The sequence below is a fragment of the Mitsuokella jalaludinii genome, from assembly GCF_928722185.1.
GTDB classification, from domain to species: Bacteria; Bacillota; Negativicutes; order Selenomonadales; family Selenomonadaceae; genus Mitsuokella; species Mitsuokella jalaludinii.
Window position 1 is genome coordinate 1,077,929 of sequence record NZ_CAKMXA010000001.1, and the last position, 24,286, is coordinate 1,102,214.

At 58.7% G+C, this 24,286-nt stretch carries 23 protein-coding genes and 2 tRNA genes; 3 read left to right on the forward strand and 22 right to left on the reverse strand.

Translation table 11 applies throughout. The features are described from left to right. Nucleotides 1-60 precede the first annotated feature (60 nt). Nucleotides 61-816, forward strand: coding sequence for a DeoR/GlpR family DNA-binding transcription regulator (locus QDI87_RS05065; protein WP_278742401.1), 756 nt, complete (start codon nucleotides 61-63; stop codon nucleotides 814-816). Nucleotides 817-901: 85 nt separating this feature from the next. On the opposite strand, the gene QDI87_RS05070 is transcribed toward QDI87_RS05065, so the two are convergent. After that, nucleotides 902-2,611: an ABC transporter ATP-binding protein/permease gene (locus QDI87_RS05070; protein ID WP_278742402.1), complete on the reverse strand. Its 1,710-nt coding sequence runs from the start codon at nucleotides 2,609-2,611 to the stop codon at nucleotides 902-904. A gap of 142 nt (nucleotides 2,612-2,753) precedes the next feature. On the opposite strand from QDI87_RS05070, the gene QDI87_RS05075 reads away from it, so the two are divergent. Next, the gene (locus QDI87_RS05075) at nucleotides 2,754-3,449 is read left to right on the forward strand and encodes a hypothetical protein (RefSeq protein ID WP_278742404.1); all 696 of its coding nucleotides are present in this window, start codon (nucleotides 2,754-2,756) and stop codon (nucleotides 3,447-3,449) included. 102 nt (nucleotides 3,450-3,551) lie between these two features. On the opposite strand, the gene QDI87_RS05080 is transcribed toward QDI87_RS05075, so the two are convergent. The 20 genes from QDI87_RS05080 to QDI87_RS05175 form a co-directional block, all read right to left on the reverse strand. After that, the gene (locus tag QDI87_RS05080; RefSeq protein WP_278742406.1) at nucleotides 3,552-3,944 is read right to left on the reverse strand and encodes a family 1 glycosylhydrolase; all 393 of its coding nucleotides are present in this window, start codon (nucleotides 3,942-3,944) and stop codon (nucleotides 3,552-3,554) included. A gap of 70 nt (nucleotides 3,945-4,014) precedes the next feature. Further along, on the reverse strand, nucleotides 4,015-4,755 hold the full coding sequence (locus QDI87_RS05085) for a GntR family transcriptional regulator (RefSeq protein ID WP_341460086.1): 741 nt from the start codon (nucleotides 4,753-4,755) through the stop codon (nucleotides 4,015-4,017). A 109-nt stretch (nucleotides 4,756-4,864) separates the two neighbouring features. Then, nucleotides 4,865-5,743 carry an ROK family protein gene (locus QDI87_RS05090; RefSeq protein ID WP_036373759.1) on the reverse strand — a complete coding sequence of 293 codons (879 nt, stop codon included), beginning with the start codon at nucleotides 5,741-5,743 and terminating at the stop codon, nucleotides 4,865-4,867. Nucleotides 5,744-5,908: 165 nt separating this feature from the next. Next, a complete protein-coding gene (locus QDI87_RS05095; protein WP_278742412.1) occupies nucleotides 5,909-6,862 on the reverse strand; it encodes a type I phosphomannose isomerase catalytic subunit in 954 nt (317 codons plus the stop codon). A 225-nt stretch (nucleotides 6,863-7,087) separates the two neighbouring features. Continuing rightward, nucleotides 7,088-8,530, reverse strand: a complete 1,443-nt coding sequence (locus QDI87_RS05100) for an Rne/Rng family ribonuclease (protein WP_278742414.1) — start codon at nucleotides 8,528-8,530, stop codon at nucleotides 7,088-7,090. Nucleotides 8,531-8,585: 55 nt separating this feature from the next. Continuing rightward, nucleotides 8,586-11,246 carry a TIGR03960 family B12-binding radical SAM protein gene (locus QDI87_RS05105; RefSeq protein WP_278742415.1) on the reverse strand — a complete coding sequence of 887 codons (2,661 nt, stop codon included), beginning with the start codon at nucleotides 11,244-11,246 and terminating at the stop codon, nucleotides 8,586-8,588. An 80-nt stretch (nucleotides 11,247-11,326) separates the two neighbouring features. Then, a complete protein-coding gene (rodA, locus tag QDI87_RS05110; protein WP_036373771.1) occupies nucleotides 11,327-12,433 on the reverse strand; it encodes a rod shape-determining protein RodA in 1,107 nt (368 codons plus the stop codon). A gap of 13 nt (nucleotides 12,434-12,446) precedes the next feature. Then, nucleotides 12,447-12,719, reverse strand: a complete 273-nt coding sequence (minE, locus tag QDI87_RS05115; RefSeq protein ID WP_036373774.1) for a cell division topological specificity factor MinE — start codon at nucleotides 12,717-12,719, stop codon at nucleotides 12,447-12,449. Nucleotides 12,720-12,731: 12 nt separating this feature from the next. After that, nucleotides 12,732-13,523: a septum site-determining protein MinD gene (gene minD / locus QDI87_RS05120; protein WP_226867342.1), complete on the reverse strand. Its 792-nt coding sequence runs from the start codon at nucleotides 13,521-13,523 to the stop codon at nucleotides 12,732-12,734. 11 nt (nucleotides 13,524-13,534) lie between these two features. Then, entirely contained in the window at nucleotides 13,535-14,185 is a 651-nt protein-coding gene (gene minC / locus QDI87_RS05125) for a septum site-determining protein MinC (protein ID WP_278742419.1), read from the reverse strand. A gap of 56 nt (nucleotides 14,186-14,241) precedes the next feature. After that, entirely contained in the window at nucleotides 14,242-16,026 is a 1,785-nt protein-coding gene (gene mrdA, locus QDI87_RS05130) for a penicillin-binding protein 2 (protein WP_270527933.1), read from the reverse strand. 81 nt (nucleotides 16,027-16,107) lie between these two features. Continuing rightward, entirely contained in the window at nucleotides 16,108-16,602 is a 495-nt protein-coding gene (gene mreD / locus QDI87_RS05135; protein WP_270527830.1) for a rod shape-determining protein MreD, read from the reverse strand. Further along, nucleotides 16,599-17,627 (reverse strand): rod shape-determining protein MreC, encoded by a 1,029-nt coding sequence (gene mreC, locus QDI87_RS05140; RefSeq protein WP_278742423.1) that lies wholly within the window; start codon nucleotides 17,625-17,627, stop codon nucleotides 16,599-16,601. The genes mreD and mreC overlap by 4 nt, the downstream gene beginning before the upstream one ends. Then, nucleotides 17,627-18,667, reverse strand: a complete 1,041-nt coding sequence (locus QDI87_RS05145) for a rod shape-determining protein (RefSeq protein WP_036373789.1) — start codon at nucleotides 18,665-18,667, stop codon at nucleotides 17,627-17,629. The genes mreC and QDI87_RS05145 overlap by 1 nt, the downstream gene beginning before the upstream one ends. 107 nt (nucleotides 18,668-18,774) lie before the next feature. Then, nucleotides 18,775-19,464: a RadC family protein gene (radC, locus tag QDI87_RS05150; RefSeq protein ID WP_036373792.1), complete on the reverse strand. Its 690-nt coding sequence runs from the start codon at nucleotides 19,462-19,464 to the stop codon at nucleotides 18,775-18,777. Further along, nucleotides 19,418-20,023 carry a Maf family protein gene (locus tag QDI87_RS05155; protein WP_036373795.1) on the reverse strand — a complete coding sequence of 202 codons (606 nt, stop codon included), beginning with the start codon at nucleotides 20,021-20,023 and terminating at the stop codon, nucleotides 19,418-19,420. The genes radC and QDI87_RS05155 overlap by 47 nt, the downstream gene beginning before the upstream one ends. A gap of 36 nt (nucleotides 20,024-20,059) precedes the next feature. After that, entirely contained in the window at nucleotides 20,060-20,302 is a 243-nt protein-coding gene (locus tag QDI87_RS05160; RefSeq protein WP_036373798.1) for a DUF4321 domain-containing protein, read from the reverse strand. A 188-nt stretch (nucleotides 20,303-20,490) separates the two neighbouring features. Beyond that, nucleotides 20,491-21,768: a sodium:proton antiporter gene (locus QDI87_RS05165; RefSeq protein ID WP_036373801.1), complete on the reverse strand. Its 1,278-nt coding sequence runs from the start codon at nucleotides 21,766-21,768 to the stop codon at nucleotides 20,491-20,493. Nucleotides 21,769-21,986: 218 nt separating this feature from the next. Continuing rightward, a tRNA-Arg gene (locus QDI87_RS05170) sits at nucleotides 21,987-22,063 on the reverse strand. A gap of 7 nt (nucleotides 22,064-22,070) precedes the next feature. After that, nucleotides 22,071-22,147 (reverse strand) — tRNA-Pro (locus QDI87_RS05175). 190 nt (nucleotides 22,148-22,337) lie between these two features. Between QDI87_RS05175 and trpD the strand changes: the two genes are divergently transcribed. Continuing rightward, on the forward strand, nucleotides 22,338-23,354 hold the full coding sequence (trpD, locus tag QDI87_RS05180; protein ID WP_036373804.1) for an anthranilate phosphoribosyltransferase: 1,017 nt from the start codon (nucleotides 22,338-22,340) through the stop codon (nucleotides 23,352-23,354). A gap of 69 nt (nucleotides 23,355-23,423) precedes the next feature. Here trpD and codY read toward each other — a convergent pair whose 3' ends face one another. Then, entirely contained in the window at nucleotides 23,424-24,203 is a 780-nt protein-coding gene (gene codY / locus QDI87_RS05185) for a GTP-sensing pleiotropic transcriptional regulator CodY (RefSeq protein ID WP_036373807.1), read from the reverse strand. Nucleotides 24,204-24,286: the final 83 nt, after the last annotated feature.

The following is a 24,286-nucleotide window of genomic DNA, read 5'->3' on the forward strand; positions in this document are numbered from 1 at the left end:
GAATAAAGAACAAATAAACCGACATTTGTCCAAATGAGTCCACTCAAAAGGGGGAATTTCATGTTAGGATTAGAACGAAGACAGCGGATCATGGAGAAAATCCGCCTGAATCGGAAAGTATACGTCTCTGACCTCGCGCAGACCTTCAAGGTGACAGAAGAGACCATACGACGCGACCTTGAGAAACTCGAGGGGCAGGATCTCCTGCGGCGCAGCTACGGCGGCGCCGTCATCACGGAGAGCACGAGCGAAGACCTCTCCTACAAGCGTCGCAGTGCCATCAACAGCGAGAGCAAGCTCGCCATCGCCGAGAAGGCCGCTCGCCTGATCCAGGACGGCGACACCATCATGATGGATTCCAGTACGACCTGCCAGGCTCTGCTGCAGCGTCTCAAAGGACAGCGCGACATCACCGTCATCACCAATTCCATCCGCCTCATGAACGACTTCATGGGCAGCGGGTTCAAGATGATCTGCACGGGCGGCACGATGCGCGAGAGTTCCTGCGCCCTGACCGGCACGATTGCAAGCCAGACGCTCGAGAAATACTACGTCGACTTCACCTTCATCAGCTGCAAGGGCATCGACCGCGAGAAGGGCATCATGGAGTCAAACGACAGCGAGGGGCGCATCAAGAGCGTCATGATCCGCCAAGCCCGCAAAGCTGTGCTGCTCATCGACCACTCCAAGTTCGACAGGACCGCCTTTGTCAAATGCGACGACTTCTCCCACATCGACACCCTCGTGACGGACGAAAAACCATCCAGCGAATGGCAGTCGTATCTCGCCGACAACCACATCAACCTGATTTTCTGAACATCAGAAAATCACACGAATGCATGAAAAACGAGCAACCCTGCTCCTCCAGAATGAAGGAACAGAATTGCTCGTTCTCTCTATATCAGGCTGTGACAGGACGGCACTGCCAGCTGCCGTCACCACTTAAGTGGAGTTCTTCTTCATGCTGGGCAAAGAGCGTGGAGCGGTGGCCGACGCTGATGATGCCGGTATGCGGCAGTTCCCTGCGCATGAGCTCGTACATCTCCTGCTCGCGCGGCTCGTCGAGGGCCGACGTCGCTTCGTCGAGGAAGACCCAGTCGGGCTTGACGAGCAAGACGCGGGCAAAGGCAAGGCGCTGCTGCTCGCCGAGCGAGAGGATGCGGCTCCAGTCGTCGATATCATCGAGGCGCGGGATAAAGTCCGCCAGGCCGACCTTGCGCAGGACTTCCTTGAGGTTCTCCTCAGGCCCCGAGGCACTCAGCGGATAGTAGAGCGCCCGGCGCAGACTGCCGAGCGGCAGATAGGGGCGCTGCGGCAGGAAGAGGATGCGACTCTTTTCCGGAATCTCAATCCTGCCCTGGCCATACGGCCAGATACCAGCGAGCGTGCGCAGAAGCGTGCTCTTGCCGCAGCCGGAGGCGCCCGTGATCAAGAGGCGCTCCCCTTCCTTGATGGTCAGGTTGCAGTCAGCAAGCAGCACGCGGCCATCCGGCAGCTTGACGTCAAAGTCGCGCACGATGAGCGCACTGCCAGCGGCTGTCTCGCGCGTCACTTTATCCTCGATGTCCGAAGCGCCTTCCATATGGCGCGTGAAGCCCGAAAGACGACGGATGACTGCAGCGAGCTGTGCGATCGTATCGTAGACCGAAACGAAGTACGAGAGCGCATCCTGCACGCGGCCGAAGGCCGAGGACGTCTGCATGAGGCCGCCGAGCGTCATGACACCGGCGAAGTACTGCGGCGCCGCCATGACGAGTGGCACGATGATGGCCAACTGGCCGTAGCCATTGACATAGAAGTTCAGGAGCTTCGTCCGGCGCATGAGCTGCCAGTAATTCTTGATGACCTTCGCGAAGCGCTCTGCAAAGCCGACAGATTCCGGCTGCTCGCCGCGATAGAAGGCAATGCTCTCGCTGTTTTCGCGCACGCGCATCATGTTGAAACGGAAATCCGCCTCGTAGCGCTGCTGGTCAAAGTTGAGCCCGATGAGCTTGCGGCCGACGAAGTGGACGCCGATCGTGCCGAGCACCGAGTAGAGCAGCGAGAACCAGAACATATAGCCGTAGATGACGAACTCGTGGCCGCCGATTGGCACGGTGAAGGCGCCTGAGAGATTCCAGAGCACGACGCCGAAGGCACCGAGCGTCGTGATCTGCTTGAGCATGCCGATGAGCAATTGCAGCGTCAGCGAGACAAACTGGTTGATGTCCTCGCTGATTCGCTGGTCCGGGTTATCCGTATCGCTGCGCAGGACCTGCAGGCGGTAGTAGACCTGGCCCTTCATCCAGTCGTCGAGGTAACGGTTCGTCATCCAGGTCCTCCACTTGATCTGGAGCATCTGGCGCAGATAGATTGCGTAGACCGCGAGGATGATGTAGAGGAAGGCAAGCCCCGTGAACTCCCCGATGAGCGGCCAGAAAGATTCCGCCTGATACTGCTGCAGTGCGTTATAAAAGACATTATACCAACTATTGAGGCGGACGAGCAGATAGACCGACGCGAAATTCAGGCCAATGACGAAGGCCAGGAGCCCCCTCGCTTTCCACTTCTCCTCTGAATTCCAGTATCCGCGGAAGAGATGCCAGAAATTCTTCCAAAACTTTTGCTTCAAATTATCACATCCTTAACGAATCTCAGTATAACGCGTTCCCTGCTTCCCTGCAAGGCCGCGCCATTGTCTTTCCGGCAAGCATTTGCTAGAATAGCATTATGTGCAGTATAAGACAAAAATCTGAATTTCCGGAGGTGGGAACATGCTCATCTACATAGGCGCGGCCATCGCAGTCGTGCTGCTCGCACTGCTCTACCACTACATCCCCAGCCGCAAGATCTTCTTTGCCTTCTTCTTCGTGCTCTGCGCGGCCAGTGCCATCGTCTTCTTCGCCTGGCCTTCGCCGCACCGCAATGGCGATGCCGTCATCAGTCAGGAGATGCGCGAGGAGCGCCAGCAGCAGCAGCAGATCTTCGCCGGATGGTACAAGGATTATCAGAAGGACATCGAGGACCTCGACCGCAACTGGCAGCGCTACCACAAGATCCTTGCGGACTTCAAGGCAGACATCATCAGCATCCAGACGGCCTACCTGCGCCTCTCGCAGCTCGAGAAGGACAGCCAAGCGCTCGATACGCGCATCGCGAGCCGAACGCCGCCGCTCGCCCTCAATGATACCTGCTACGACCAGTCCATCGAACTCGTGCGCAAGGCACACGCCTATGCCGAAGCCCAGCACCGCGCCATTGCGCTGACGCGCGCAGCGGCCGACCCGGCCAACCTGAAGACCGACGACCAGGAAGAGCAGAGCCGCATGCTGCAGGCCGTCATGATCCGCGAATCGCCGCCCGCCCTCTTCATCGCCGACGAGATCGCGGCCATCCGCAACTACCTCGCTCTGCCTGAAGAAGACGTCGCGACAGATATCGCAGAAGACGCTGCAGCAGAACCACAGTGAATCCTTGCACGGTTGGTGCAGACAGAGAAGCCCCCGGCTCACGTCTTTCGTGAGCCGGGGGCTTCTTGCAGGAATCAACAAAAACAATCAAGAGCGTGCGATTCAGAACCCATTCTGTGCAGCGACTTCACAGAACCAACGGCCGGACTTCTTGATGGTCTTCTTCTGCGTGACAAGATCGAGTGCAATGAGTCCGTAGCGGTTCTTGTAGGCATTCGACCAGGACCAGCAGTCAATCGGCGTCCAGAGGTGATAGCCGAAGCAGTTCGAGCCCTCTTCGATGCCCTTGTGGAGCCATTCGAGATGCTCGCGGATGAAGTCGATGCGGTAGTCATCAGCCACGATGCCGTCGTCGTCGATGAACGTTTCCTCTCCCTCTACGCCCATACCGTTCTCAGAGATGTACCACGGGATGTTGCCGTAGTTGTCGCGCACGTTGATGGCGACATCGTAGATCACCTTCGGATAGATCTCCCAGCCGCGGTACGGATTCATGCGGCGGCCCGGCATCTCGTAGAAAAGAGCAACCCTCTCGGCTGCTCTCTTCTGTTTGTTCAGGCTGCGTTCAGCGAATGCTGACGACCCGGAATACCTGTTTGTCTCCGCGATGGTGTGCCTTGGAGTACTCAAAGGCACGCCCATCGTCGAGGAATGCAATCTGCTCGACCTCCAATATCGGCATCGTTCCATGATCGATATGGAGCAACTCCTCCTCCTCAGGCGTTGGCAGAAGGGCGCGGATGAAGCGGTGTGCCGACTGGATCTTGAAATGAAGCTGTTCCTCGATATAGCGGTAAATCGAGTTTTCGAGCACCTCGCGCTTGATGCCTGGAATCAGCTCGATCGGCATGTTCGTATACTCGATGACGACGGGATCCCCGTCCACCTGGCGCAGGCGCACGATATCATAGACGAAGTCATCCGTCGTGATGTTGAGCTTCTCCGCGACCTCTGCCGTCGGATGGATGATGTCAAAGCGCACGACCTTCGTCGCAATCTCATGCCCTTCGAATACCTTCGAGAAACCTGAGAACTGGTTGGCCATGCTGATATCGTGGACATCCTCACTCGCAAGGCTCTTGACGAAGGTGCCCGATCCGCGCCGCTTGACAACAAGGCCATCCTTGACAAGCTGGTCAACAGCCTTCTTGATCGTAATACGGCTGACGCCGTACTGCTCACACATCTCGCGCTCCAACGCAAGCTGTTCCCCTGCCTTATAGACACCCTCCTGAATCTGATTGCGCAACTCATTTGCTATTTCCTGGTATTTTACCATAACACACATTCCTCTACAATAAATCATGTCTTTTACTTTTTATTATATAACATATTTATTATTTTATCAAGAAAAAGATATAAAACAGCGGCCCCTCAAAATGAGGAGCCGCTATGGGACATCCACCCCCCTAAGGTCATTTCGTCTGCAGGAAGTGGCGCACCGCGCCGATGAGGTTCGCATCGTTGCCAAACTCAGCCGTGCGGACGTCGGGGCGGATTCTGGCGACCTTAACGCGCTCCAAGATCGCATCGATTGCTTCCTGGATGGCAGGAACGAAGTCCTCGCGGGCACTGATGCCGCCGCCGATGACGAAGCATTCCGGGTCGTACGAGTACTGGATGTTGTAGATGGCGCGTGCCAGAGACTCTATCATCTGCTTGACAGCCTTTGCCGCCTCCGCATCACCCTCTCCGGCCAGTGCAAAGACCTTGCGCCCATCGAGGCTGTGGTCTGGAAGACCTTTCAGTCGCTCGCAGAGACGCGCGATATTCTCTGTCGAGCCAGCGGTGCTGAGTATTGTGGCACCATCGTCGCCGACCATGTAGCCGAATTCACCGCCGTGGAGATGCGCGCCGTGGTGAACGCGGCCATCCTTGACGATGGCGCCGCCGACGCCACTGCCGATGACGAAAAACGCGACATCCTTGCAGTCCTTGGCGATGCCAATCCAAGTCTCGCCGAGCGCCGCGCAGTTCGCATCGTTCTCCATCGCGACGGGCAATCCGAGCACATCTGCCATCGCTGACTTGATGTCAAAGTCATGGATGTACGGGATAGCGCTCGAACCACCGATGACGCCACGGGCATCGTCCACTGCACCGGGCATGGAGAAGGCTGCGCCGCTGAAAGCATGCCCCTTTTTGAGTTTCGCCTTCGTCTGCCTGAGCCCCTCGTAGAATCCCTCGAGGTCAGATGGCGTCTTGAACGAGCCCTTATCCTCAACCGTTCCATCTTCCTGCACGACAGCGTACTTCACGCTGCTGCCACCGACGTCAAAAGCTAGAATTGCCATACTCAACATCCTCTCAATAAACATTTTTTCTGTTTCATCGTATTTATTATTATAATAAAGCATCTAACTAATGTCAACTATAAAATATATCTTTTGTATTTATAACAAATTATATAAAAGACACCTTTTCACTGCGGAAAAAGTGTCCCAAAAGCAAATCCTATTTTATATCTTGCTGAGGACCAGGCGTGCCTTGCCCATCAGCGTGTAGGCACCGAGGCCAGCAGGCAGGAAAGAAGTCTCCCCCTTCTTGAAGGTCAGCTCCACATCACCGGCCTGCAGCTGCACGCTGCCGTCGAGCACCGTGAAGCTCTGGAACGAATCCTCGCCAGCCGTCAGATGGCTCGTGCCGTCAATCTCGAGCTCATAGACGGTGAAGTACTCGCACGATGCGAGCAGACGGGCCTGGGTATCCACAAAGATATCGATGGGTGCATCGAGACGCGGGCGCTCCTTGACCGGCTCGAGGTTCGTGACGTCGATGGCCTTCTTGACGTGGAGCTCACGCGGCTTGCCGTCCTTGCCGAGGCGGCCGTAGTCGTAGACGCGGTACGTCGTGTTGGAATTCTGCTGAATCTCGCAGATGATGATGCCCTTGCCGATGGCGTGCAGCGTGCCCGAGGCGATGAAAAAGACATCCCCCTTGTGAACGGGTATCTGGTTGCAGACCTCGAGCAGCGTGTTATCGGCGATGCGCTTCTCGAATTCCTCCTTCGAGACGGCGTGCTTGAAGCCATAGATCAGCGTGGCGCCCGGCTCGCAGTCGACGATGTACCACATCTCCGTCTTGCCGTACTCCCCCTCGGCGCGCATCGCGTAATCGTTGTCCGGATGGACCTGCACCGAGAGGTTGTCCTTCGCATCGATGAGCTTGATGAGCAGCGGGAAGTACGGGAACTTCTTCGCGTGCTCGCCGAGGACAGCGGGGCCCGCCTCATCGAGATACGACTTGAGCGTGAGGCCCGCCTCCGGACCATTCTCGATGATGCTCATGCCATCCTTGTGGCAGGCGAGTTCCCACGACTCTGAGACTTTCTCGAGATCCGTCTTCTTGCCGTAGTCCGTCTTGAGCTTCGTGCCGCCCCAGATGTAATCCTTGAGCGGTGCCTGTAATTTCATTGGATACAAATCATCAACCCCCCTATGATGTCGAGCAAACAAGCCATTCTTTATGACTCCGATGCAACTATGCCTCTATTATACGGAATTGCAATTGCCACGTCAATAAAAGATTATGTCTTTTTATACATTAAAAAATATTCTATTCATGCGCGTACCTTTTGCACGCAAAGAAGACTCCGCTCAACTCCAAGCGGAGTCAGGCGAAGTCTTCTTTATCTCACTTCAGCTCTGCTGCAAGATGGTGTAGTTCTCTGGATGCATGCCGGGCTTGACGGTGACTTTGATGTCGGTGCCGAACTCGGCGGCGAGGTTCATCATGAGCTGGTTTGCCTGGAGCTCTTCGGCGACAGTCTCATGGACTTCGATCTCATAGCCCTCGCGCGCGTGGGACTTGCGTTCCATGCGGCGGATGTCGCGGCTGATGCGGATGGCGACGGTCTCGGGCGACTCGATGCGGCCGCGGCCGTGGCAGATGGGGCACTCGCTGTAGACGATGCTGTCGATGTTCTGGCGCGTCTTCTTGCGCGTGATCTCGACGAGCCCGAGGCTCGTGATATCGACGATATTCGTCTTCGTGCGGTCGTGCTTGACCTGCCCGCGCATGTAGGCGAGCAGCTCTTCTTTCTGCGACTCTTTCTCCATGTCGATGAAGTCGACGATGATGATGCCGCCGATGTCGCGCAGGCGAATCTGCTTGAGGATCTCGGCAGCGGCCTCGAGGTTCGTCTGGTAGACAGTGTCGCCGAGATTCGTCTTGCCGACGTACTTGCCCGTGTTGACGTCAATGACGGTCAGGGCTTCTGTCTTATCGATGACGAGGAAGCCGCCCGATTTGAGCTCGACCTCGCGGGCACCGAGCTTATCGATCTCCTCCTCGATGTGGTACGCCTTGAATATCGGCGTCTTCGCCTCGTAATAGCGGATGCGGCCGACGAGCTCCGGCGAGATAGCCTCGACGAGGCTGCAGACGCGCTGGTAGGCCGCTTTGTCGTCGATGACGAGCTCATCGACATCTGCGCTGAAGCGGTCGCGCACAAGGCGTATGAGGAGGTCAGCGTCGCGGTAGAGGAGCGCGGAGCCCTTCGACTTGAGCCTGTAGCGCGCGAGGATGGACTCCCAGAGCCGCACGAGGTAGCGCACGTCAGCGGCGAGGTTCTCCTCGCTCTGGCCCGCGGCGACCGTGCGGATGATGAGCCCCATGCCCTTGGGGCAGATGCGCTCAGCGATCGCGTGCAGGCGCGCACGCTCCGCCTCGTCCTCAATGCGCCGCGACATGCCGATGTAGGCGGCTGTCGGCATCAGGACGACGTTGCGCCCCGGCAGGGAGATGTGCATCGTCGCGCGCGGCCCCTTCGTGCCGATGGCGTCCTTGACAATCTGGATGGGCAGGCTCTGCCCGATGTGGATGCGCGCGTTCTGCGGCATGGACTCGATTGTCTCGTGTGGCAGGCCGTCGCCGATGTACAGGAAGGCGTTCTTCCCGGTGCCGATGTCGACAAAGGCGGCCTGCATGCCCGGCAGGACGTTCTGCACGCGCCCCTTGTAGATGTTGCCGACGAGATGCGAATGCGAGGAACGCTCCATCTCCACCGCCTGCAGCTCGCCGTCTTCGAGTACGGCCATGCAAGTCTCCTCTGGCACCATATTCACGATGATGGATCTCATAACGTCACCTCACTCCAATCCTTGATGTTTCATTCCCAGATGTGAATGCCTGTGCTCAGGCAAGATCAATGAGCTTCTTGCCGTGGCCGAAGATGCCCTGGCGCTCGATGCGGGCCGCAGCCGGATTTACGGCGAGCTCGAAGTCCTTGGCGATCAGCGAGAGGACTTCGAGTGGCTTGACGCTGCCCGACTGCGTGATGACGATGTCCATCGTCAGCTGGAGCTCACCATCTTCCATGTGGAAGGCCACCGGCTCCTTCATGTACTGCTTCGTCTCGATGTCGCGCGTCTTCTTCGGCGTCACGCGGTGCCAGACGGCCTCCTCTGCCCTGTTGTAGGCGCCGATGCTCGCCTTTGCCTGCGCCTCGGTGCCAGCAAACGGCACGCGCAGGGTGTAGATGGCCTCGTCGGCCTCCGACATCAGGGCCGTGTGCTTGCCGCGGATCTCGCGCAGCTTCAAGAGCTTGGCGCCCGGCGGCAGTTCCTTCTGCAGGCGGTCGAAGATTTCGGGCTGGCATAAGGGCTTCGTGAGCTCGAAGTCCATGTACTCCGAGGCGCTCGTGACACCGAGCGAGAGCGCCGAGGCGAAGGCCACCTTCATGTGCGGGTTGAAGCCCTCAGAATAGGCCATCGGCAGCTTGGCGCGGTCAAAGGCGCGCAGGAAGAGGTTCGCGTAGTCGAGATGCGAGACGTAGCGCAATTCCTCTCCCTTAGTGATCTCGGCGCGCCATGCGTAGAGCGTGCGCGGGCGGCCGGGGCCCTTCGGGTCATGCGTGGGAACCTGCTTGCTCTCCTGTTTCGCTGCGTCAGCTCCCTTTTCCTGCTCGCTTTGCGCTTCCTGATTTTCCTGTTCGAGGCGCGCGTCTTCCTGCTTCTTGTAGTCAATGACGTGCACGCCGAGGTTCGGGCAGATGCCGCAGGCCGTGCAGCGGCCGCGGCGGCAGTCTTCCGTCAGGCTCGCGTTCATCGCGTGATGCCACTCGCGCAGCAGGAACTCCTGGTTGACGCCTGGCGAGGTGACGAGCCACGGCAGCGGCTCGTTGAAGTTGCGCGTGCGCATGTTGTAGTAACCCATGTCGATGCCGCACTTGCGGAAGGCCTCGTGCCAGACATCGTCGCGGTAGAGGTCCGACCAGCCGTCGAACTTCGCGCCATCCTGCCAAGCCTGATGAAGCACCTTGGCGAGACGGCGGTCGCCGCGCGCGAAGACGCCCTCGATGACAGAGAGGCGCGCATCATGGTAGTTGAAGGTGATGGCGCGGTCCGTGATGTGCTCCTTGAGGAGCTGCTGGCGGCGCTGGAACTCCTCGATGGGCAGCTGGCCGAACCACTGGAACGGCGTGTACGGCTTCGGCACGAAGCAGGCGACGGAGATCGTGACCTTGCAGCCGCGCTTGCCCTTGATCTCGGTGTAGAGGTCGACGACCTTCTTGGCGAGCTCGGCAATGCCGATGACATCCTCGTCCGTCTCCGTCGGCAGGCCCATCATAAAGTAGAGCTTGACCTGCTTCCAGCCCTGACGGAAGGCGGCGCCGCAGGCCTTCATGAGATTCTCCTCCGTCACGCCCTTGTTGATGACGTCGCGCAGGCGCTGCGTGCCCGCTTCCGGCGCGAAGGTCAGGCCAGACTTCCTCACCTGCTGCATCTTGTGGGCGAGGTCGATGGAGAAGCTGTCGATGCGCAGGGACGGCAGCGAGAAGCTGACCTTCTCGTCGCGGAAGTCCGCCATGAGGTCATCGACGAGTCGGCCGAGGCAGGAGTAGTCGGCCGACGACAGCGAGGTCAGGCTCATCTCGTCGTAGCCCGTCGCATCGACGAGGCCGCGGGCCATCTTACGCAGGTTCTCCTCCGTGCGCTCGCGGGCCGGGCGATAGCAGATGCCCGCCTGGCAGAAGCGGCAGCCGCGCGAGCAGCCGCGGAAGAGCTCGAGCATGATGCGGTTGTGCACGATGTCCATGTACGGCACGACGGGATGCTCGACCGAGATAGCATCGTTCATATCACGGATGACGCGCTTGTAGATGACGGGCTTGGCCGCCTCAACAAGCGGGCGCAGGGCCCGGTAGTTGCCCTCTTCGTCGTACTCCGGCTCGTAGAAAGACGGCACGTAGATGCCCGGAACATCGAGCAAACGCTGCAAAAAGCCCTTGCGGCCGCCCGGACGCCCCTCTCTCTTCCAGGCCATGAAAGCGTCTGACACCTCGACGATGACCTCTTCGCCCTCGCCGACGATGAAGAAGTCGAAGAAGTCAGCAATCGGCTCGACGTTATAGACGCACGGGCCACCGCCGACGACAAACGGCATCGCTTCGCCGCGGTCCTTCGCGAAGAGCGGGATGCCCGCAAGGTCGAGCATGTTGAGCACATTCGTGTAGATCATCTCGTACTGGAGCGAGAAGCCGACGAAGTCGAAGGCTGAGATCTCCGTCTTCGTCTCGAGCGAGAAGAGCGGCATCTTGCGCTTGCGCATCTCTTCTTCCATGTCCGTCCAGGGCGCGTAGACGCGCTCTGCCGCGATGTCCTCGCGGCGATTGAGCACTTCGTACAGGATGGCGAGGCCGAGGTTGCTCATGCCGACCTCGTAGACATCCGGCAGGGCCAGCGCCCAGGTGCAGTCCACATCCGCGTGGTCTTTGATGACGGCATTCCATTCGCCGCCCGTGTAGCGCGCCGGCTTCAGGACGGACTGCAGCACTTCGTGTTCGAGTCGTACCATTGATTGATTTCCTCCGTATCTCAAAAAAAGCCTCCCCTCTCTCGGGACCGAAACAGGGAAGGCCGGGCCTTCTGGCCCATCTAAAAGACAAGTTTTTGTTTGCGCCGCTCGATGTTGAGCAGGATGGCGATGGACATGATGTTCGTCGTCAGCGAGCTGACACCGTAGCTCATGAGCGGGAGCGGGATGCCCGTGACCGGCATGATGCCCATCGTCATGCCGACGTTGACGAGCACGTGGAAAGCCAGCATCGAGGTGATGCCCGTGGCCAACAGGCGGCCGAACGTGTCGCCAGCATCGCGCGCCGTCACGACACCGCGCCAGAGCACGATGAGGTATAAGAGCAGCAGGAACGTCACGCCAATGAAGCCGAGCTCCTCGCCGACGACGGCAAAGATGAAGTCCGTGTGGTTCTCCGGCAGGAAGTTCAGCTGGCTCTGCGTGCCGCCGAAGAGTCCCTTGCCGAACAGCATGCCCGAGCCGATGGCAATCTTGGACTGGATGATGTGGTAGCCAGAGCCCAAGGGGTCGACGTTCGGGTTCATGAAGACCGTCAGGCGCATCTTCTGGTAATCCTTGAGGAAGTGCCAGAAGATTGGGAAGGCCGCGATGCCCGCAGCGAAGATGCCCAGGAGCAGCTTCCTGTTGATGCCGGCGACGTAGACCATGCCGAAGAAGATGGCCATGAATACGAGCGAGGTTCCGAGGTCTGGCTGCTTGAGGACCAAGAGGAACGGCACGCCGACGTAGGCCGCGACGGGCAGGAGATCGTGTATCGTGTTGAGGTGGCCGACCTTATTGTCGAGCATCGTCGCGATCGAGATGATCATGATGAGCTTCGAGAACTCAGACGGCTGGATGCTGATCGGGCCGATCGTGATCCAGCGCTGGGCGCCAAGAGCCGACTGTCCGACAAGCATGACGGCCACGAGCAGGACCAGGTTGAAGATGTAGAGCTTGTTGCCGTACCCTTCGAGGACCTTGTAGTCAAAATTCATGAGGAAGGCCGCCAGTGCGACGTTCACGAGCGCAAAGATGCCCTGACGCTGGACAAACCAGTAGCGTTCCTCACTCGGTGTATTGATGTGCGTCGCACTGCCGATGATGACGAGGCTCATGACGATGATGGCCGCCGTCGCAGCAATGAGGATGTAATCCGTCCGGCGCAGATAACGTTTGTTCATCATTCCGTACGTCTTCTCACTTCTTCCCCGCATCATGCTTCATGCGGTTGACCGGGATATTCGCGACGAGGGCGACGGAGTTGTCGTCGTTCTCAAGCGAGATATCCATATCCTTCTGATTGATATCCATGTAATTCGAGATGACTTTGATGATGTCATTCTTGAGGTTGTCCATGACTTCTGGCGAGACATTGGCGCGGTCATGGATCAGCACAACCTTGAGGCGGTCATGCGCGATCTGCCCCGATCTCTCTTTCTTGCCAAAAATCTTCTTGACCAAATCCAGCATGCCTTTCCCTCCTTATGCTCCAAATACGCGGCGCTTGAGCCTCTGGAAGAAGCCCTCCTTCGGGAATTCCATGAAGGGGATGTCCTCGCCGCAGATGCGGCCAACAATGTTGCGGTAGGCCTGTCCTGCAAGCGAGTGCTCCATCGTGATGCAAGGCTCGCCCTTATTGGTGCTCGTGACGACCATCTCGTCGTCCGGCACCTGGCCGATGCACTCGATCGAGAGGATGTCGTTGATATCGTTCATGTCGAGCATGTCACCGCTCTCGACCATCTGCGGGCGGATGCGGTTGACGATGAGCTTGATGTCCTCCTTGTCGGCGCGCGAGAGCTCACCGATGATCTTGTCGGCATCGCGGACAGCCGAGATTTCCGGCATCGTCACGACGATGGCCGTGTCAGCGGCGGCGATGGCCGTCTTGAAGCCCTGCTCGATACCGGCGGGGCAGTCGATGAGGATGAAGTCGAACTCCTTGCGCAGGTCCTCGCAGAGCTTGACGAGCTGCTCTGGGTTGACGCTCGTCTTGTCCTTGACCTGGGAGGTCGGCAGCAGGAAGAGGCTCTCATACTTCTTGTGGCGCACGAGGGCCTTCTTGCAGGGCACGCGGCCTTCTGCCACATCGATGAGGTCGTACATGATGCGGTTCTCGAGGCCGAGGAGCAGATCGAGATTGCGCAGGCCCGTATCCGTGTCGACGAGAACGACTTTCTTGCCGCGCATGGCGAGGCCGACGCCGAGGTTTGCCGTCGTCGTCGTCTTGCCGACACCGCCCTTGCCCGAAGTGATTACATAAACTTTGCTCATACCCCTTATTCCTACCTTTCTATCGGTTCGATGACAATCTGCCCATCTTTTATCGAAGCGCGCTCGGCGCGCTCCGTCATCTCCATGTGGTCCGGCGAGCGCGCGATGAGATTCGCGATGCGGATCTGCGTCGGCATCAGGTGATCGGCGATGATAAAGGAATCCGTATCGCCTGACGCGCCGGCATGCACGAGGCCGCGGCACGTGCCGCGGATGTCGATGCTGCCGCCTGCGATGATCTGCGCGCCGGGATTGACGTTGCCGCAGACGAGCACGGAGCTCTCCGTGCGGATCTCCTGGCCGCCGCGCAGCGTGCGGTTGACCACGACCATCTCCTGCACATGCGGGTCCTTCTTGCGGGCAGCAGGTGACGCGGCCTTCTGCTTCTTGGCGGCCGGAGCTGATGGCTCTTCCTCAGGCTCTTCCCCCATCGTCCTGCAGATCAGACCATGCTCGTGGAAGAGCTTCTGGAGCCTTGCAAACTCCTCCTTGAGGAAGCGCTCACGCGGCACGAGCACGAGTGTGCCGCGCAGGAAAAAGCCGGAGCCGGACTCGAGCTTCTGCTCGATGTGCTTCCAGATGTCATCAAAAGAGGCGCCCTCTGCAAAACTCAGCTGCAGCCCTTTTCTCCCGCCCTTGATCTTCACAATCTCATCATGCATAATGACTGCCGATTCTCCTCTCTATCTTACGACCTTCATGACCTTACGACCGCTCATCACTTCTTATCGCCGCCGTCCTGGTTGAGGCCAAAGGCTGCCTCGAGGATCTTGCGCCCGATCGGCACGGCCGACTGGGAACCGTAGCCGCCGTTCTCGACGATGACGGCCACGACGACATTCGGATTGTCGAACGGGCCGTAGGCGACGAACCAGCCGTGATCGCGTCCCTGTGAGTTCTCGGCCGTACCCGTCTTGCCGGCGATGTCGACCGTGAAGCCACGGAAGCTCGAAGCTGCCGTGCCGTACTTCGTGACATCGTGCAGGCCGTCCTGGACGAGCTTGATATCCTCTTCCGGAACATCGAGCTGCGACAGGAGTTCCGGCTGGAAGTCCTTAACGACACTGCCGTCCGGCGCGATGATGCGGTTGACGACATGCGGCTTGTAGCGCTTGCCGTCGGCTGCGATCTCGCCCATGACCATGGCCGCCTGCAGCGGCGTCACAAGGTTGAAGCCCTGGCCGATGGCCGCATCAAATGTCTCCGACAGATACCATTCGCCGTCATCAAAGTTCTTCTCCTTGTAGCGGCGGTTGGCGACGAGCCCCGATGCCTCGTACGGCAGGTCGATGCCCGTCTTCGCGCCCAGACCGAACATGCGCGCATACTTTTCGAGGCGGTCGATGCCGAGGCGGTTGCCCATCTCGTAGAAGTAGACGTTATCCGAGTGCGCGAGGGCCGAGCGGAAATTCAGCCAGCCGAGCGCCTCGCCGTCGGCGTTGCCCTTCGGGATGATCCAGTGGTGGCCAGAGTCGAAGATCTGCTCGTCCGGCGTGACGACGCCCTCCGTCAGGGCAGCTGTACCCGTGACAATCTTGAAAGTCGAGCCCGGCGGATACTCACCCGTGATGGTCTTGTTGTCCATCGGGTGATACGGATTGTTGTTGAGCTGATTCCAGTCCTTCGACGAGATGCCGTGCGCAAAGAGGTTCGGGTCGAAGGCCGGGCGGCTGACCATCGCGAGAATCTCGCCCGTCTGCGGATTCATGACGACGGCGGCCGCTGCATGGGCGCCGATCTGCGTGAGCTGTTCGTCAACGGCCTTCTCGGCCGCCTGCTGTAGTTTGATGTCGATCGTGAGCTCGAGGTCATCGCCCGGCACCGGCTCCTTGCGGCCGAGAATCTGCACGGGCTTGCCCGACACGTCGACCTCGACCTGCTGGCCACCGTTCTCGCCGCGCAGCTCCTTGTCGTAGATCTTCTCGATGCCGAATTTGCCGATGATGTCGCCGGACTTGTAGCCCTCGTCCTTCATCTTCTCGAGCTCGGTGTCGTTAATCTCACTGACGTAGCCAAAGGTGTGCGCGCCTTCCTGCTTGAGGATGTAGTCGCGGATCGGCGTGACCTCGATGACGACACCAGGGTACTGGCTCTTCTGCTCCTCGATGATCGAGACAATGTCCGGCGTGACATCCGTCTTGATGCGGATGGGATTGAAGCCGCTGTGACCGGCAATCTTCGTCTTGATCTCGTCCGTCGGCACCTTCAGGAGATCTGAGAGACGCGCGATGACATCGTCCGAGATCGGCGCTGTCAGCGGCAGAAGTGAAACGGAGAAGCCCGGGCGATTCGTGACGAGCAACTCGCCGTTGCGGTCGTAGAACGTGCCGCGCGGCGCCATCGACGGCACAATGCGGATGCGGTTGCCGTCCGCGAGGCCCGCGTAGTACTCCCCCTGGTAGATCTGCAGGTAGGCAGCCCGCCCGATGAGAACGGCAATGACCAGGACCGATATGATCATCAATGTCCGTAATCTGCTGTTGATTTCATCATTATCCAAAATCGAATCTCTCCCATAACGAAAGGCACCCCGCAAGGTGCCTTAATCATTGCCAAAACGTCTGCTGCCCCAGAGAGGCTGCTGTCATGCTTTCTTCCCGTACCGCTTGTCTAGCTCGTAGGCCAGACGATGGACCGGGTAAGCGAATGCCAGCTGATAGATGAGCATCGGCAGCAGCGTGTACTGCATGTGGCCCATCAGATTAAAGCGATACCCTAATAATATCATAAGTAACGCCAAAATAAAATAGTTCACTGTCGTCACCAGCAAAGACGCGAATACCGGCAGGAAGACCTGCTCCTTGAAGACCTGGTCGGAGAACTTGCCGACGCAGAAGCCGATGAGGACGCGCGTGAACGCATTCACGCCCAAGAACGTCCCACTCGCGATGTCCTGCAGCACGCCGACGGCAAAGCCCGAGAGCGCGCCGACGCGCGCGCCCTTGAGGAACGCCGTCGAGGTGACGAAGAGCAGCATGAGATCAGCCGTCACGCCGTGGTAAGCGATGAGCGGCAAGATGGAAGTCTGGAGCGCGTAGAGGATGATGACGAGTAGCGCGGTTGCGCCTGCATTCTTCATTGTGCGCTCCCCTCCCCGCTGTCCGCGCTGCCATCCGAGCTAGACGAGCTGGAAGAATCAGACGAGCTGTCCGCATCGCCATTTGCAGCAGCGGCCTGTTCCGCCGCCTGGGCTGCCGGATCCGTCTCCGTGCCCGGCGTCTGCATTGGCGTCTTTAAAGGCTCGGGCGGAGCTTCGCGGGAAGCCGTGATGACCATGACATCCTCGAGTTTCTGGAAGTCGACGGCCGGTTCGAGCACAGCGATCTTCAGGAGGCCGCCCTCATCGTTGCGCATCTCTGCGACAGTGCCGACGTTGAGCCCCTTCGGGTAGATCCCGCCGAAGCCGGAGGTCACGACGACATCGCCCTCATCGACATCAGACGTCTTCGGGATGTTGACCATGCGCGGCATGGTCGGGTTGTCCATATCACCCTCGACAATGCCGGCGACGCGGGAGTCGGCGCGCTGGACAAGCGTGCCGACCGACGAGCGCGGGTCGAGCAGGAGCTGGACCTTTGCTGACGTCGGGCCAGCCTCGATGACATGGCCGACGAGCCCTTTCTCCGTCACGACGGCCATGTCGACGTCAACGCCGTCACGCGTGCCGCGATTGATCTCGATGACGCTCGACCAAGTGGCCGACTCGCGGCCGATGACCCTGGCGGCGACGAGGTCGAACTGCGTCGCCGTCTGCTTGTAGCCGAGCAGTGCGCGCAGGCGCTGGTTCTCCGCACCGTACTCACTCGCGTGGAGGTTCTGGATGCGCAGCTGCTCGACTTCATTGCGCAACATCTTGTTCTGCTCGTGCATCGTGGCGAGCTCCCAGATGTTGCTCGTCACGTAGTTGAGCTGGCTGCCGACCCATGAGATCGCACCCTGGAACGGCGTGAGCACAACGGACACGACCTGCTGGGCGACGGGGACCTTGAAGCGCCCGCGCGCCGCGAAGAAGATGATGCAGAAGAGGCTGATGAGCACGAAGATCAGGATCAGGATCTTCTTGCCCGTCCCCTTGTTGTTGTTCCTTCTGTACTTTCCACTCATCACTGTCTCAGCTTCTTTGAAGTCATGACGACGCGCTTGAGGAGCTCGATGTTCTCAAGCGACTTGCCCGTGCCTTCACCGACACAGGACAGGGGATCTTCGGCCACGAGGACCGGCATGCCCGTCTCATGGGCAAGCAGCTGGTCAAGGTTCTTGAGGAGTGCGCCGCCACCCGTCATCATGATGCCGTGATCCATGACATCGGCTGCGAGTTCTGGCGGCGTCTTCTCGAGCGTCGCCTTGACGGCATCGACGATCTTGTAGATTGGCTCGCCGAGAGCCTCGCGGATTTCCTTGGCCTGGATCGTGATCGTCTTCGGCAGGCCGCTGACGAGGTCACGGCCGCGGATGTCCATCGACGTGTCCGTCTCCGGCGTCACAATGGCCGTGCCGATGTTGATCTTGATCTCCTCAGCCGTGCGCTCGCCAATCATGAGGTTGTACATGCGCTTGATGTACTGGACGATGGCCGAATCCATCTCATCGCCGCCGATGCGGATGGAGCGGCTCGTGACGATGCCGCCGAGCGAGATGACGGCGATCTCCGTCGTACCGCCGCCGATATCGACGACCATATTGCCCGTCGCCTCTTCGACCGGCAGGCCAGCACCGATGGCAGCAGCCATCGGCTCCTCGATGAGGTATGCTTCGCGCGCACCGGCCTGCTGTGCTGCGTCGATGACAGCACGCTTCTCGACTTCCGTCACACCGGAAGGAACGCCTACGACGACGCGCGGGCGCACGAACGACTTCGTGTTCATCGCCTTGCGGATGAAATACTTGAGCATGGCCTGCGTCACATCGAAGTCCGCGATGACGCCGTCCTTCATCGGACGGATCGCGACGATGTTGCCCGGCGTGCGGCCGATCATCTGCTTGGCCTCATCACCGACAGCCAAGACGTCTCCCGTATCACTCTTTATGGCGACAACAGAAGGCTCGCGCAGGACAATCCCCCTGCCTTTCACATGGACGAGCGTATTGGCCGTGCCGAGGTCAATACCCATATCGTGAGATAAACCACCAAAAAGACTCCACATTTTACTGATAAACTCCCTTCAGAATTTCCTTATCGAAACAATACATATCATTGTACCACATCTCATACTGGATTGTAACGGCAAAATAGAGGAACGTCAAGAATTATTCAGGAAATCATGCCTTTTTCCTTCAGACTCAGGAAGCGATTGTCCCCGAGGATGATGTGGTCGAGGACAGGAATGTCGAGAATCCGCCCCGCCTTGACGAGCCTGTCTGTGATAGCGATGTCCTCGCGGCTCGGATTCGGGTCCCCGCTCGGATGGTTGTGCACCAAGATCATCGAGGCGGCCGCGTAGCGGATGGCCATCGCGAATACCTCGCGCGGGTGCACGACGGAAGCCGACAGACTGCCTATCGAGACATCGCGCAGGCCGAGGATGTGGTTCTTCGTGTTGAGCAACAGCACGGCAAAGTGCTCCTTCTGCTCATAGCAGAGGTGCGGCATGGCAAAGTGCGCCGCATCCTCGGGGCCATGGACAATGTGGACCTTCTCAGCCGCCTTCTTCGCGAGACGCCGGCCGAGCTCGACAGCAGCCAGGATGCTCGCGGCCTTTGACGGGCCGATGCCGTGGATGCCCGCGAGGTCAGCCACCGTCGTGTGCACGATGGACGTGATGCCCCGCTCCTTGAATTTGCCGAGCACGGATTCCGCGAGGTGCAGGACCGACTGCTCCCGCGTCCCCGTGTGCAGCAGCACAGCGAGAAGTTCCGCATTGCTCAGTGACTCCGGCCCGTAGGCGATGAGCTTCTCACGCGGTCGCTCCTCCATCGGTAGATCTCGAACCATGATTGTCATAGAGATTCACGCCTGCCTTTCCGGCAAGCCGGCAGACTGCGTAGAGGGGAAGCCCCACGACGTTGGAGAACGAGCCCTCAATCGACTCGATGAACTGCGCCGCCCGGCCCTGGATGGCATAGGCACCCGCCTTGTCGAGCGGCTCTCCTGTCTTCACGTACGCATCGATTGCTTCCTCCGTCAGCGGGGCAAAGAAGACGCGCGTCGTCTCGACATCCGTGAAGACCTCGCCCGCATGGACCCAGGCGATGCCCGTCGCGACCTCATGCTCCCTGCCAGCCAGCGCCCGCAGCATCGCCTTTGCCTCTTCGCCGTCCTTCGGCTTGCCATACACTCTGCCGTCTAGGAAGACGATGGTGTCGGCCCCGAGCACGGCATCCCCCGGGAAAGCCTCTGCCACAGCCTTTGCCTTGCGGACGGCATTTTCCACTACGATCTCAGCAGGTGCCAGATTGCCGCCAGTCACTTCTTCCACGGAACTGACCTTCACTTCAAAGCTGGCGTCGATCTGCTGCAGGAGTTCCCTGCGGCGCGGCGACGCAGATGCCAGAATGAACATGGTATCCTTCCTTTCTCAAATCATCTCAATGCGATCTCAGTAGCGGCGGTAGAGAGCGATGGCCACGACGATGCCGAGCATGCTCATGAGATTGGGCATGAAGGCGAGGCCGACCGTCAGCCGGATCACGTAGAGGTCGATTGTCACAGGTGCCATATCGAAGACCGGGAACGTCGTCACGAGGTAGGGCATGACGCCTTCTAGCGACGGCACATTCTTCAAGAGCTCACCGAGTATGCCGCCGAGGATTGCACCGATGATCACGAACAGGATACACATGCCATATCCACGTCCACCAAACTTAGACAAGAAAACCCCTCCAAACAAAAAAATGTTTACTACTTTATCTATTCTTGCTGCAGTCCAGAAATCCTGCCAGCTGCCAAAACTTCCCTGCATGCAAAAGTCGGCCCCCGAGAGGGCCGGCTCATATGCCGTATCTGTATCCGTTCCCGCTCCGATACCGGTCAGAGCAGATAGCGCAGGTAGACGTAGATTGTCGAGATCGCAATCGTCATGATCATGATCGGGAAGCTGATCTTGAAGTAGTTCAGGAACGAGATCTTGACGCCGCGGTCCGCCGCCATGCCAGCGACGATGAGGTTTGCCGAAGCACCGACGAGCGTACCGTTGCCGCCGAGGCAGGCGCCAAGAGAGAGGCTCCACCAGACCGGCTCGAGATTGTCTACCCCCATCGCGCCCATGTTCTGGATCAAGGGGATCATCGTCGCGACGAACGGGATGTTGTCGAGGACCGAGGAGACGAGTGCCGAGAGCCAGAGAACGAGCAGCGACGTCTTCGTCACATCGCCTTCCGTGAGTGCCACGGCCTTCGTCGCGAGGTCGCGGATAACGCCCGTCTCGCTGAGGCCGCCGACTGCGACGAAGAGGCCGATGAAGAAGAAGATCGTCGCCCACTCGACCTTGCGCATCGAGAAATCGACGGCGTGCTGACTGCCGCCCTCGAGGAACAGCAGCAGGAAGGCGCCGAAGAGAGCGACGACAGACGACTCGATATGCGTGAAGGAATGCGTGAAAAAGCCGAGGATCGTCAGGCCGAGCACGAAGAGCGAGCGCGCGAGCAGCTTGCGGTCCTTCAGAGATTTCGTCTCATCCATCTGCATGATCTCCGCCTGCAGCTCCGGCTTCGTGACCATCTGCTTGCGGTAGAGGACGTTCATGACGAAGAGGACTGCCACCATGCAGAGGATGACGACCGGCGTGAGGTTCTCGATGAAGGCGACAAAGGTCAGTTCCTTGACGGCACTGCCGATCATGATGTTCGGCGGGTCGCCGATCAGCGTGGCCGTGCCGCCGACATTCGAGGCGAGGATCTGCGTGAGCAGGAACGGCACGACAGGGATGTGCAGCTTATTGGTGATGGCGAAGGTGACGGGGACCATCAAGAGGACCGTCGTCACATTGTCGAGGAAAGCCGAGAAGACAGCCGTGATGATGCCGAGGTAGATGAGCAGGCGGCGCGGCTGCGCCTTCGCGGCCTTCGCCGTCTTGATGGCAACGTAATCGAAGAGCCCCGTCTTGGCCGTGACGCTGACGAGGATCATCATGCCGATGAGCAGGCCGAGCGTGTTGAAGTCGATGTGATGCAGGGCCGTGTCCACCGGCATGATGCCTGCAATGATCATGATGATGGCGCCCATCATGGCGACGATCGTGCGATGGACCTTCTCTGAGACGATCAGCATGTACATCAGCACAAAGATAATGGCAGCTAGTGTTTCCATAAAGTTCCTCCTTGATGAATGGCGTTCTTCCTTCTTCCCCATGTGCCTGCAATAAAATAGACGGAGCCTCTATTTGAACAGACTCCGCCTAAAATTCCCCTATACAATTCACATATGTCTAGTATAACACAGATAATCCCCGATAGCAAGACAAACTTCACGCTCAGGTGGAAAAGCCCAACAAAAAAGCTCCGGCGAACCGGAGCATCTCTCTCAAATGGTGCGTCTGGCAAGATTCGAACCCGCGACCCACGGCTTAGAAGGCCGTTGCTCTATCCAGCTGAGCTACAGACGCATATGGATGGTCGGGATGACAGGATTCGAACCTGCGACATCCTGCTCCCAAAGCAGGCGCGCTACCAAACTGCGCTACATCCCGTTATTACGTACTTTACTATTATAATGACTTATCGCTGCCTTGTCAACGCATCCGCCAAAAATTTTGGAGGCATTGCGTCAGGAGGGCGGAAGAGACGTTGACAACTTTACAATTGGATGCTAACGTTAGTCATGCCGAATCTTTTATCATCACGCTATCATACGAATCATTGCCTACAGGAGGGTTTCCTATGATCAAAGAAGCCATTGAGAAGATCGTCAGCAAACAGGATCTCACTTACGACGAAGCCTACACCGTCATGAATGAGATCATGAACGGCGAGACGACACAGGTCCAGAATGCCGCCTACCTCGCGGCGCTCTCGACGAAGAGCACGAAGGCAGAGACAATCGATGAGATATCGGGCTCGGCCATGGCCATGCGCGACCATGCGCTCAAGGTCGAGCATGCGATGGATGTGCTCGACATCGTCGGCACGGGCGGCGACCACGCGCACAGCATCAACATCTCGACGACTGCGGCCATGATCATCGCCGCAGCAGGCGTCAAAGTCGCCAAGCACGGCAACCGCGCCGCTTCCTCGAAGTGCGGTGCCGCCGACTGCCTCGAAGCGCTCGGCGTCAACCTCGACCAGCCGCCCGCTAAAGTCGTCGAGGAGCTCAAGAAGATTGGCATCTGCTTCATGTTCGCCCAGAAGTATCACGCCTCGATGAAGTACGTCGGCGCCATCCGCAAGGAACTCGGCATCCGCACCGTCTTCAACATCCTCGGCCCTCTGACGAACCCGGCACATCCGACGCGCATGATCCTCGGCGTCTACGATGAGTACCTGCTCGAGCCGCTCGCCAATGTCCTCCTGACGCTCGGCGTCAAGAGCGGCATGGTCATCTACGGCCAGGACTGCCTCGACGAGTTCTCGATGAGCGCTCCGACGAGCGTCTGCGAATTCAAGGACGGCTGGTATCGCCGCTACACGCTGAAGCCGGAGGACTTTGGCTTCACGCGCTGCACGAAGGACGACATCCGCGGCGGTGATCCGGCTGAGAACGCAGCCGTCACGCTCGCCATCCTCAAGGGTGCCCAGGGACCGAAGACCGACATCGTCCTGCTCAATGCCGGTGCCGCGATCTACGTGGGCGGCAAGGCGAAAGACATCGCCGAGGGCATCGAGGTTGCCCGCCAGATGATCGCGTCGGGCGCCGCCCTCAAGAAGCTCGAGGCATTCAAGCAGCTCTCGAATGCCTGAACATCCTCAGGCAACGAAAAAGAGGAACCCAGGCGGGTTCCTCTTTTTCGTTGCCTATCGCATGTGTGTTCACTCGTTGCGGAGCTTCTGGACCTCGTCGAGCAGGTACTCATTGAGGACCTTGATGTAGGTGCCCTTCATGCCGAGCGACTTCGACGAGATGACGCCGGCCGACTCGAACTTGCGCAGGGCATTGACGATGACCGAGCGCGTGATCTTGACCTGGTCCGCGATCTTCGAGGCGACGAGCAGGCCTTCCGTGCTGTCGAGTGCCGAGAGAATGGCATAAGCAGCCTTGCGTTCCGAGAAGGACAGCGTGTTGATGGCAATCTGGACCGTCGCTTTCTTGCGCGCCTCAATCTCAATCTTCTCGGCGTGGTCGCGCAGCATCTCCATGCCGACGACCGTCGCGCCGTACTCGCAGAGCAGCAGGTCATCGTCATCGAACTCTTCGTCATACTTGGCGACGATCAGCGTGCCGATGCGCTCGCCGACGCCGTAGATCGGCACAACCGTCGTGTTCTTGCCGTTGAAGAGGCACTTCGTATTCTCTTCATAGGCGCACATGCCCGTCTTCGAGCGCAGGTTGGCACACGTCTCATCCATGCGCATGAGCCAGTTGACATAGTGCTTCGGGAACTCGCCCTGGTCGATGACCTTGTCGATCATGAGATCGCATTCAAAATCGTCGACAAAGGCATAGCCGTAAATCTTGCCCTTCTTGTTGGTGATATAGACATTTGCATTCAGGACATTGCTGAGGACACGCGAGATGCCATCATATTCTACATTTTCAGAACGCTGAAGCAGACGATTGATCTTGCGGGTTTTTTCTAGTAAAGATGCCATGGTATACGCTCCTTTGATCTCTTGACGAATGAATTCCGAAAGTTTTATCTTTGAACACCTTTAGTTTATCATACTTTTCAAAA

What these genes read in the sequence shown, in the direction of transcription:
- QDI87_RS05065 (WP_278742401.1), top strand. Translation starts at nt 61, where the DNA reads ATGTTAGGATTAGAACGAAGACAGCGGATCATGGAGAAAATCCGCCTG.
- QDI87_RS05075 (WP_278742404.1), top strand. Translation starts at nt 2,754, where the DNA reads ATGCTCATCTACATAGGCGCGGCCATCGCAGTCGTGCTGCTCGCACTG.
- QDI87_RS05080 (WP_278742406.1), bottom strand. Translation starts at nt 3,944, where the DNA reads ATGAATCCGTACCGCGGCTGGGAGATCTATCCGAAGGTGATCTACGAT.
- QDI87_RS05085 (WP_341460086.1), bottom strand. Translation starts at nt 4,755, where the DNA reads ATGATTTATTGTAGAGGAATGTGTGTTATGGTAAAATACCAGGAAATA.
- QDI87_RS05090 (WP_036373759.1), bottom strand. Translation starts at nt 5,743, where the DNA reads ATGGCAATTCTAGCTTTTGACGTCGGTGGCAGCAGCGTGAAGTACGCT.
- QDI87_RS05095 (WP_278742412.1), bottom strand. Translation starts at nt 6,862, where the DNA reads ATGAAATTACAGGCACCGCTCAAGGATTACATCTGGGGCGGCACGAAG.
- QDI87_RS05100 (WP_278742414.1), bottom strand. Translation starts at nt 8,530, where the DNA reads ATGAGATCCATCATCGTGAATATGGTGCCAGAGGAGACTTGCATGGCC.
- QDI87_RS05105 (WP_278742415.1), bottom strand. Translation starts at nt 11,246, where the DNA reads ATGGTACGACTCGAACACGAAGTGCTGCAGTCCGTCCTGAAGCCGGCG.
- rodA (WP_036373771.1), bottom strand. Translation starts at nt 12,433, where the DNA reads ATGATGAACAAACGTTATCTGCGCCGGACGGATTACATCCTCATTGCT.
- minE (WP_036373774.1), bottom strand. Translation starts at nt 12,719, where the DNA reads ATGCTGGATTTGGTCAAGAAGATTTTTGGCAAGAAAGAGAGATCGGGG.
- minD (WP_226867342.1), bottom strand. Translation starts at nt 13,523, where the DNA reads ATGAGCAAAGTTTATGTAATCACTTCGGGCAAGGGCGGTGTCGGCAAG.
- minC (WP_278742419.1), bottom strand. Translation starts at nt 14,185, where the DNA reads ATGCATGATGAGATTGTGAAGATCAAGGGCGGGAGAAAAGGGCTGCAG.
- mreD (WP_270527830.1), bottom strand. Translation starts at nt 16,602, where the DNA reads ATGAAGAATGCAGGCGCAACCGCGCTACTCGTCATCATCCTCTACGCG.
- mreC (WP_278742423.1), bottom strand. Translation starts at nt 17,627, where the DNA reads ATGAGTGGAAAGTACAGAAGGAACAACAACAAGGGGACGGGCAAGAAG.
- QDI87_RS05145 (WP_036373789.1), bottom strand. Translation starts at nt 18,667, where the DNA reads ATGTGGAGTCTTTTTGGTGGTTTATCTCACGATATGGGTATTGACCTC.
- radC (WP_036373792.1), bottom strand. Translation starts at nt 19,464, where the DNA reads ATGACAATCATGGTTCGAGATCTACCGATGGAGGAGCGACCGCGTGAG.
- QDI87_RS05155 (WP_036373795.1), bottom strand. Translation starts at nt 20,023, where the DNA reads ATGTTCATTCTGGCATCTGCGTCGCCGCGCCGCAGGGAACTCCTGCAG.
- QDI87_RS05160 (WP_036373798.1), bottom strand. Translation starts at nt 20,302, where the DNA reads ATGTGTATCCTGTTCGTGATCATCGGTGCAATCCTCGGCGGCATACTC.
- QDI87_RS05165 (WP_036373801.1), bottom strand. Translation starts at nt 21,768, where the DNA reads ATGGAAACACTAGCTGCCATTATCTTTGTGCTGATGTACATGCTGATC.
- trpD (WP_036373804.1), top strand. Translation starts at nt 22,338, where the DNA reads ATGATCAAAGAAGCCATTGAGAAGATCGTCAGCAAACAGGATCTCACT.
- codY (WP_036373807.1), bottom strand. Translation starts at nt 24,203, where the DNA reads ATGGCATCTTTACTAGAAAAAACCCGCAAGATCAATCGTCTGCTTCAG.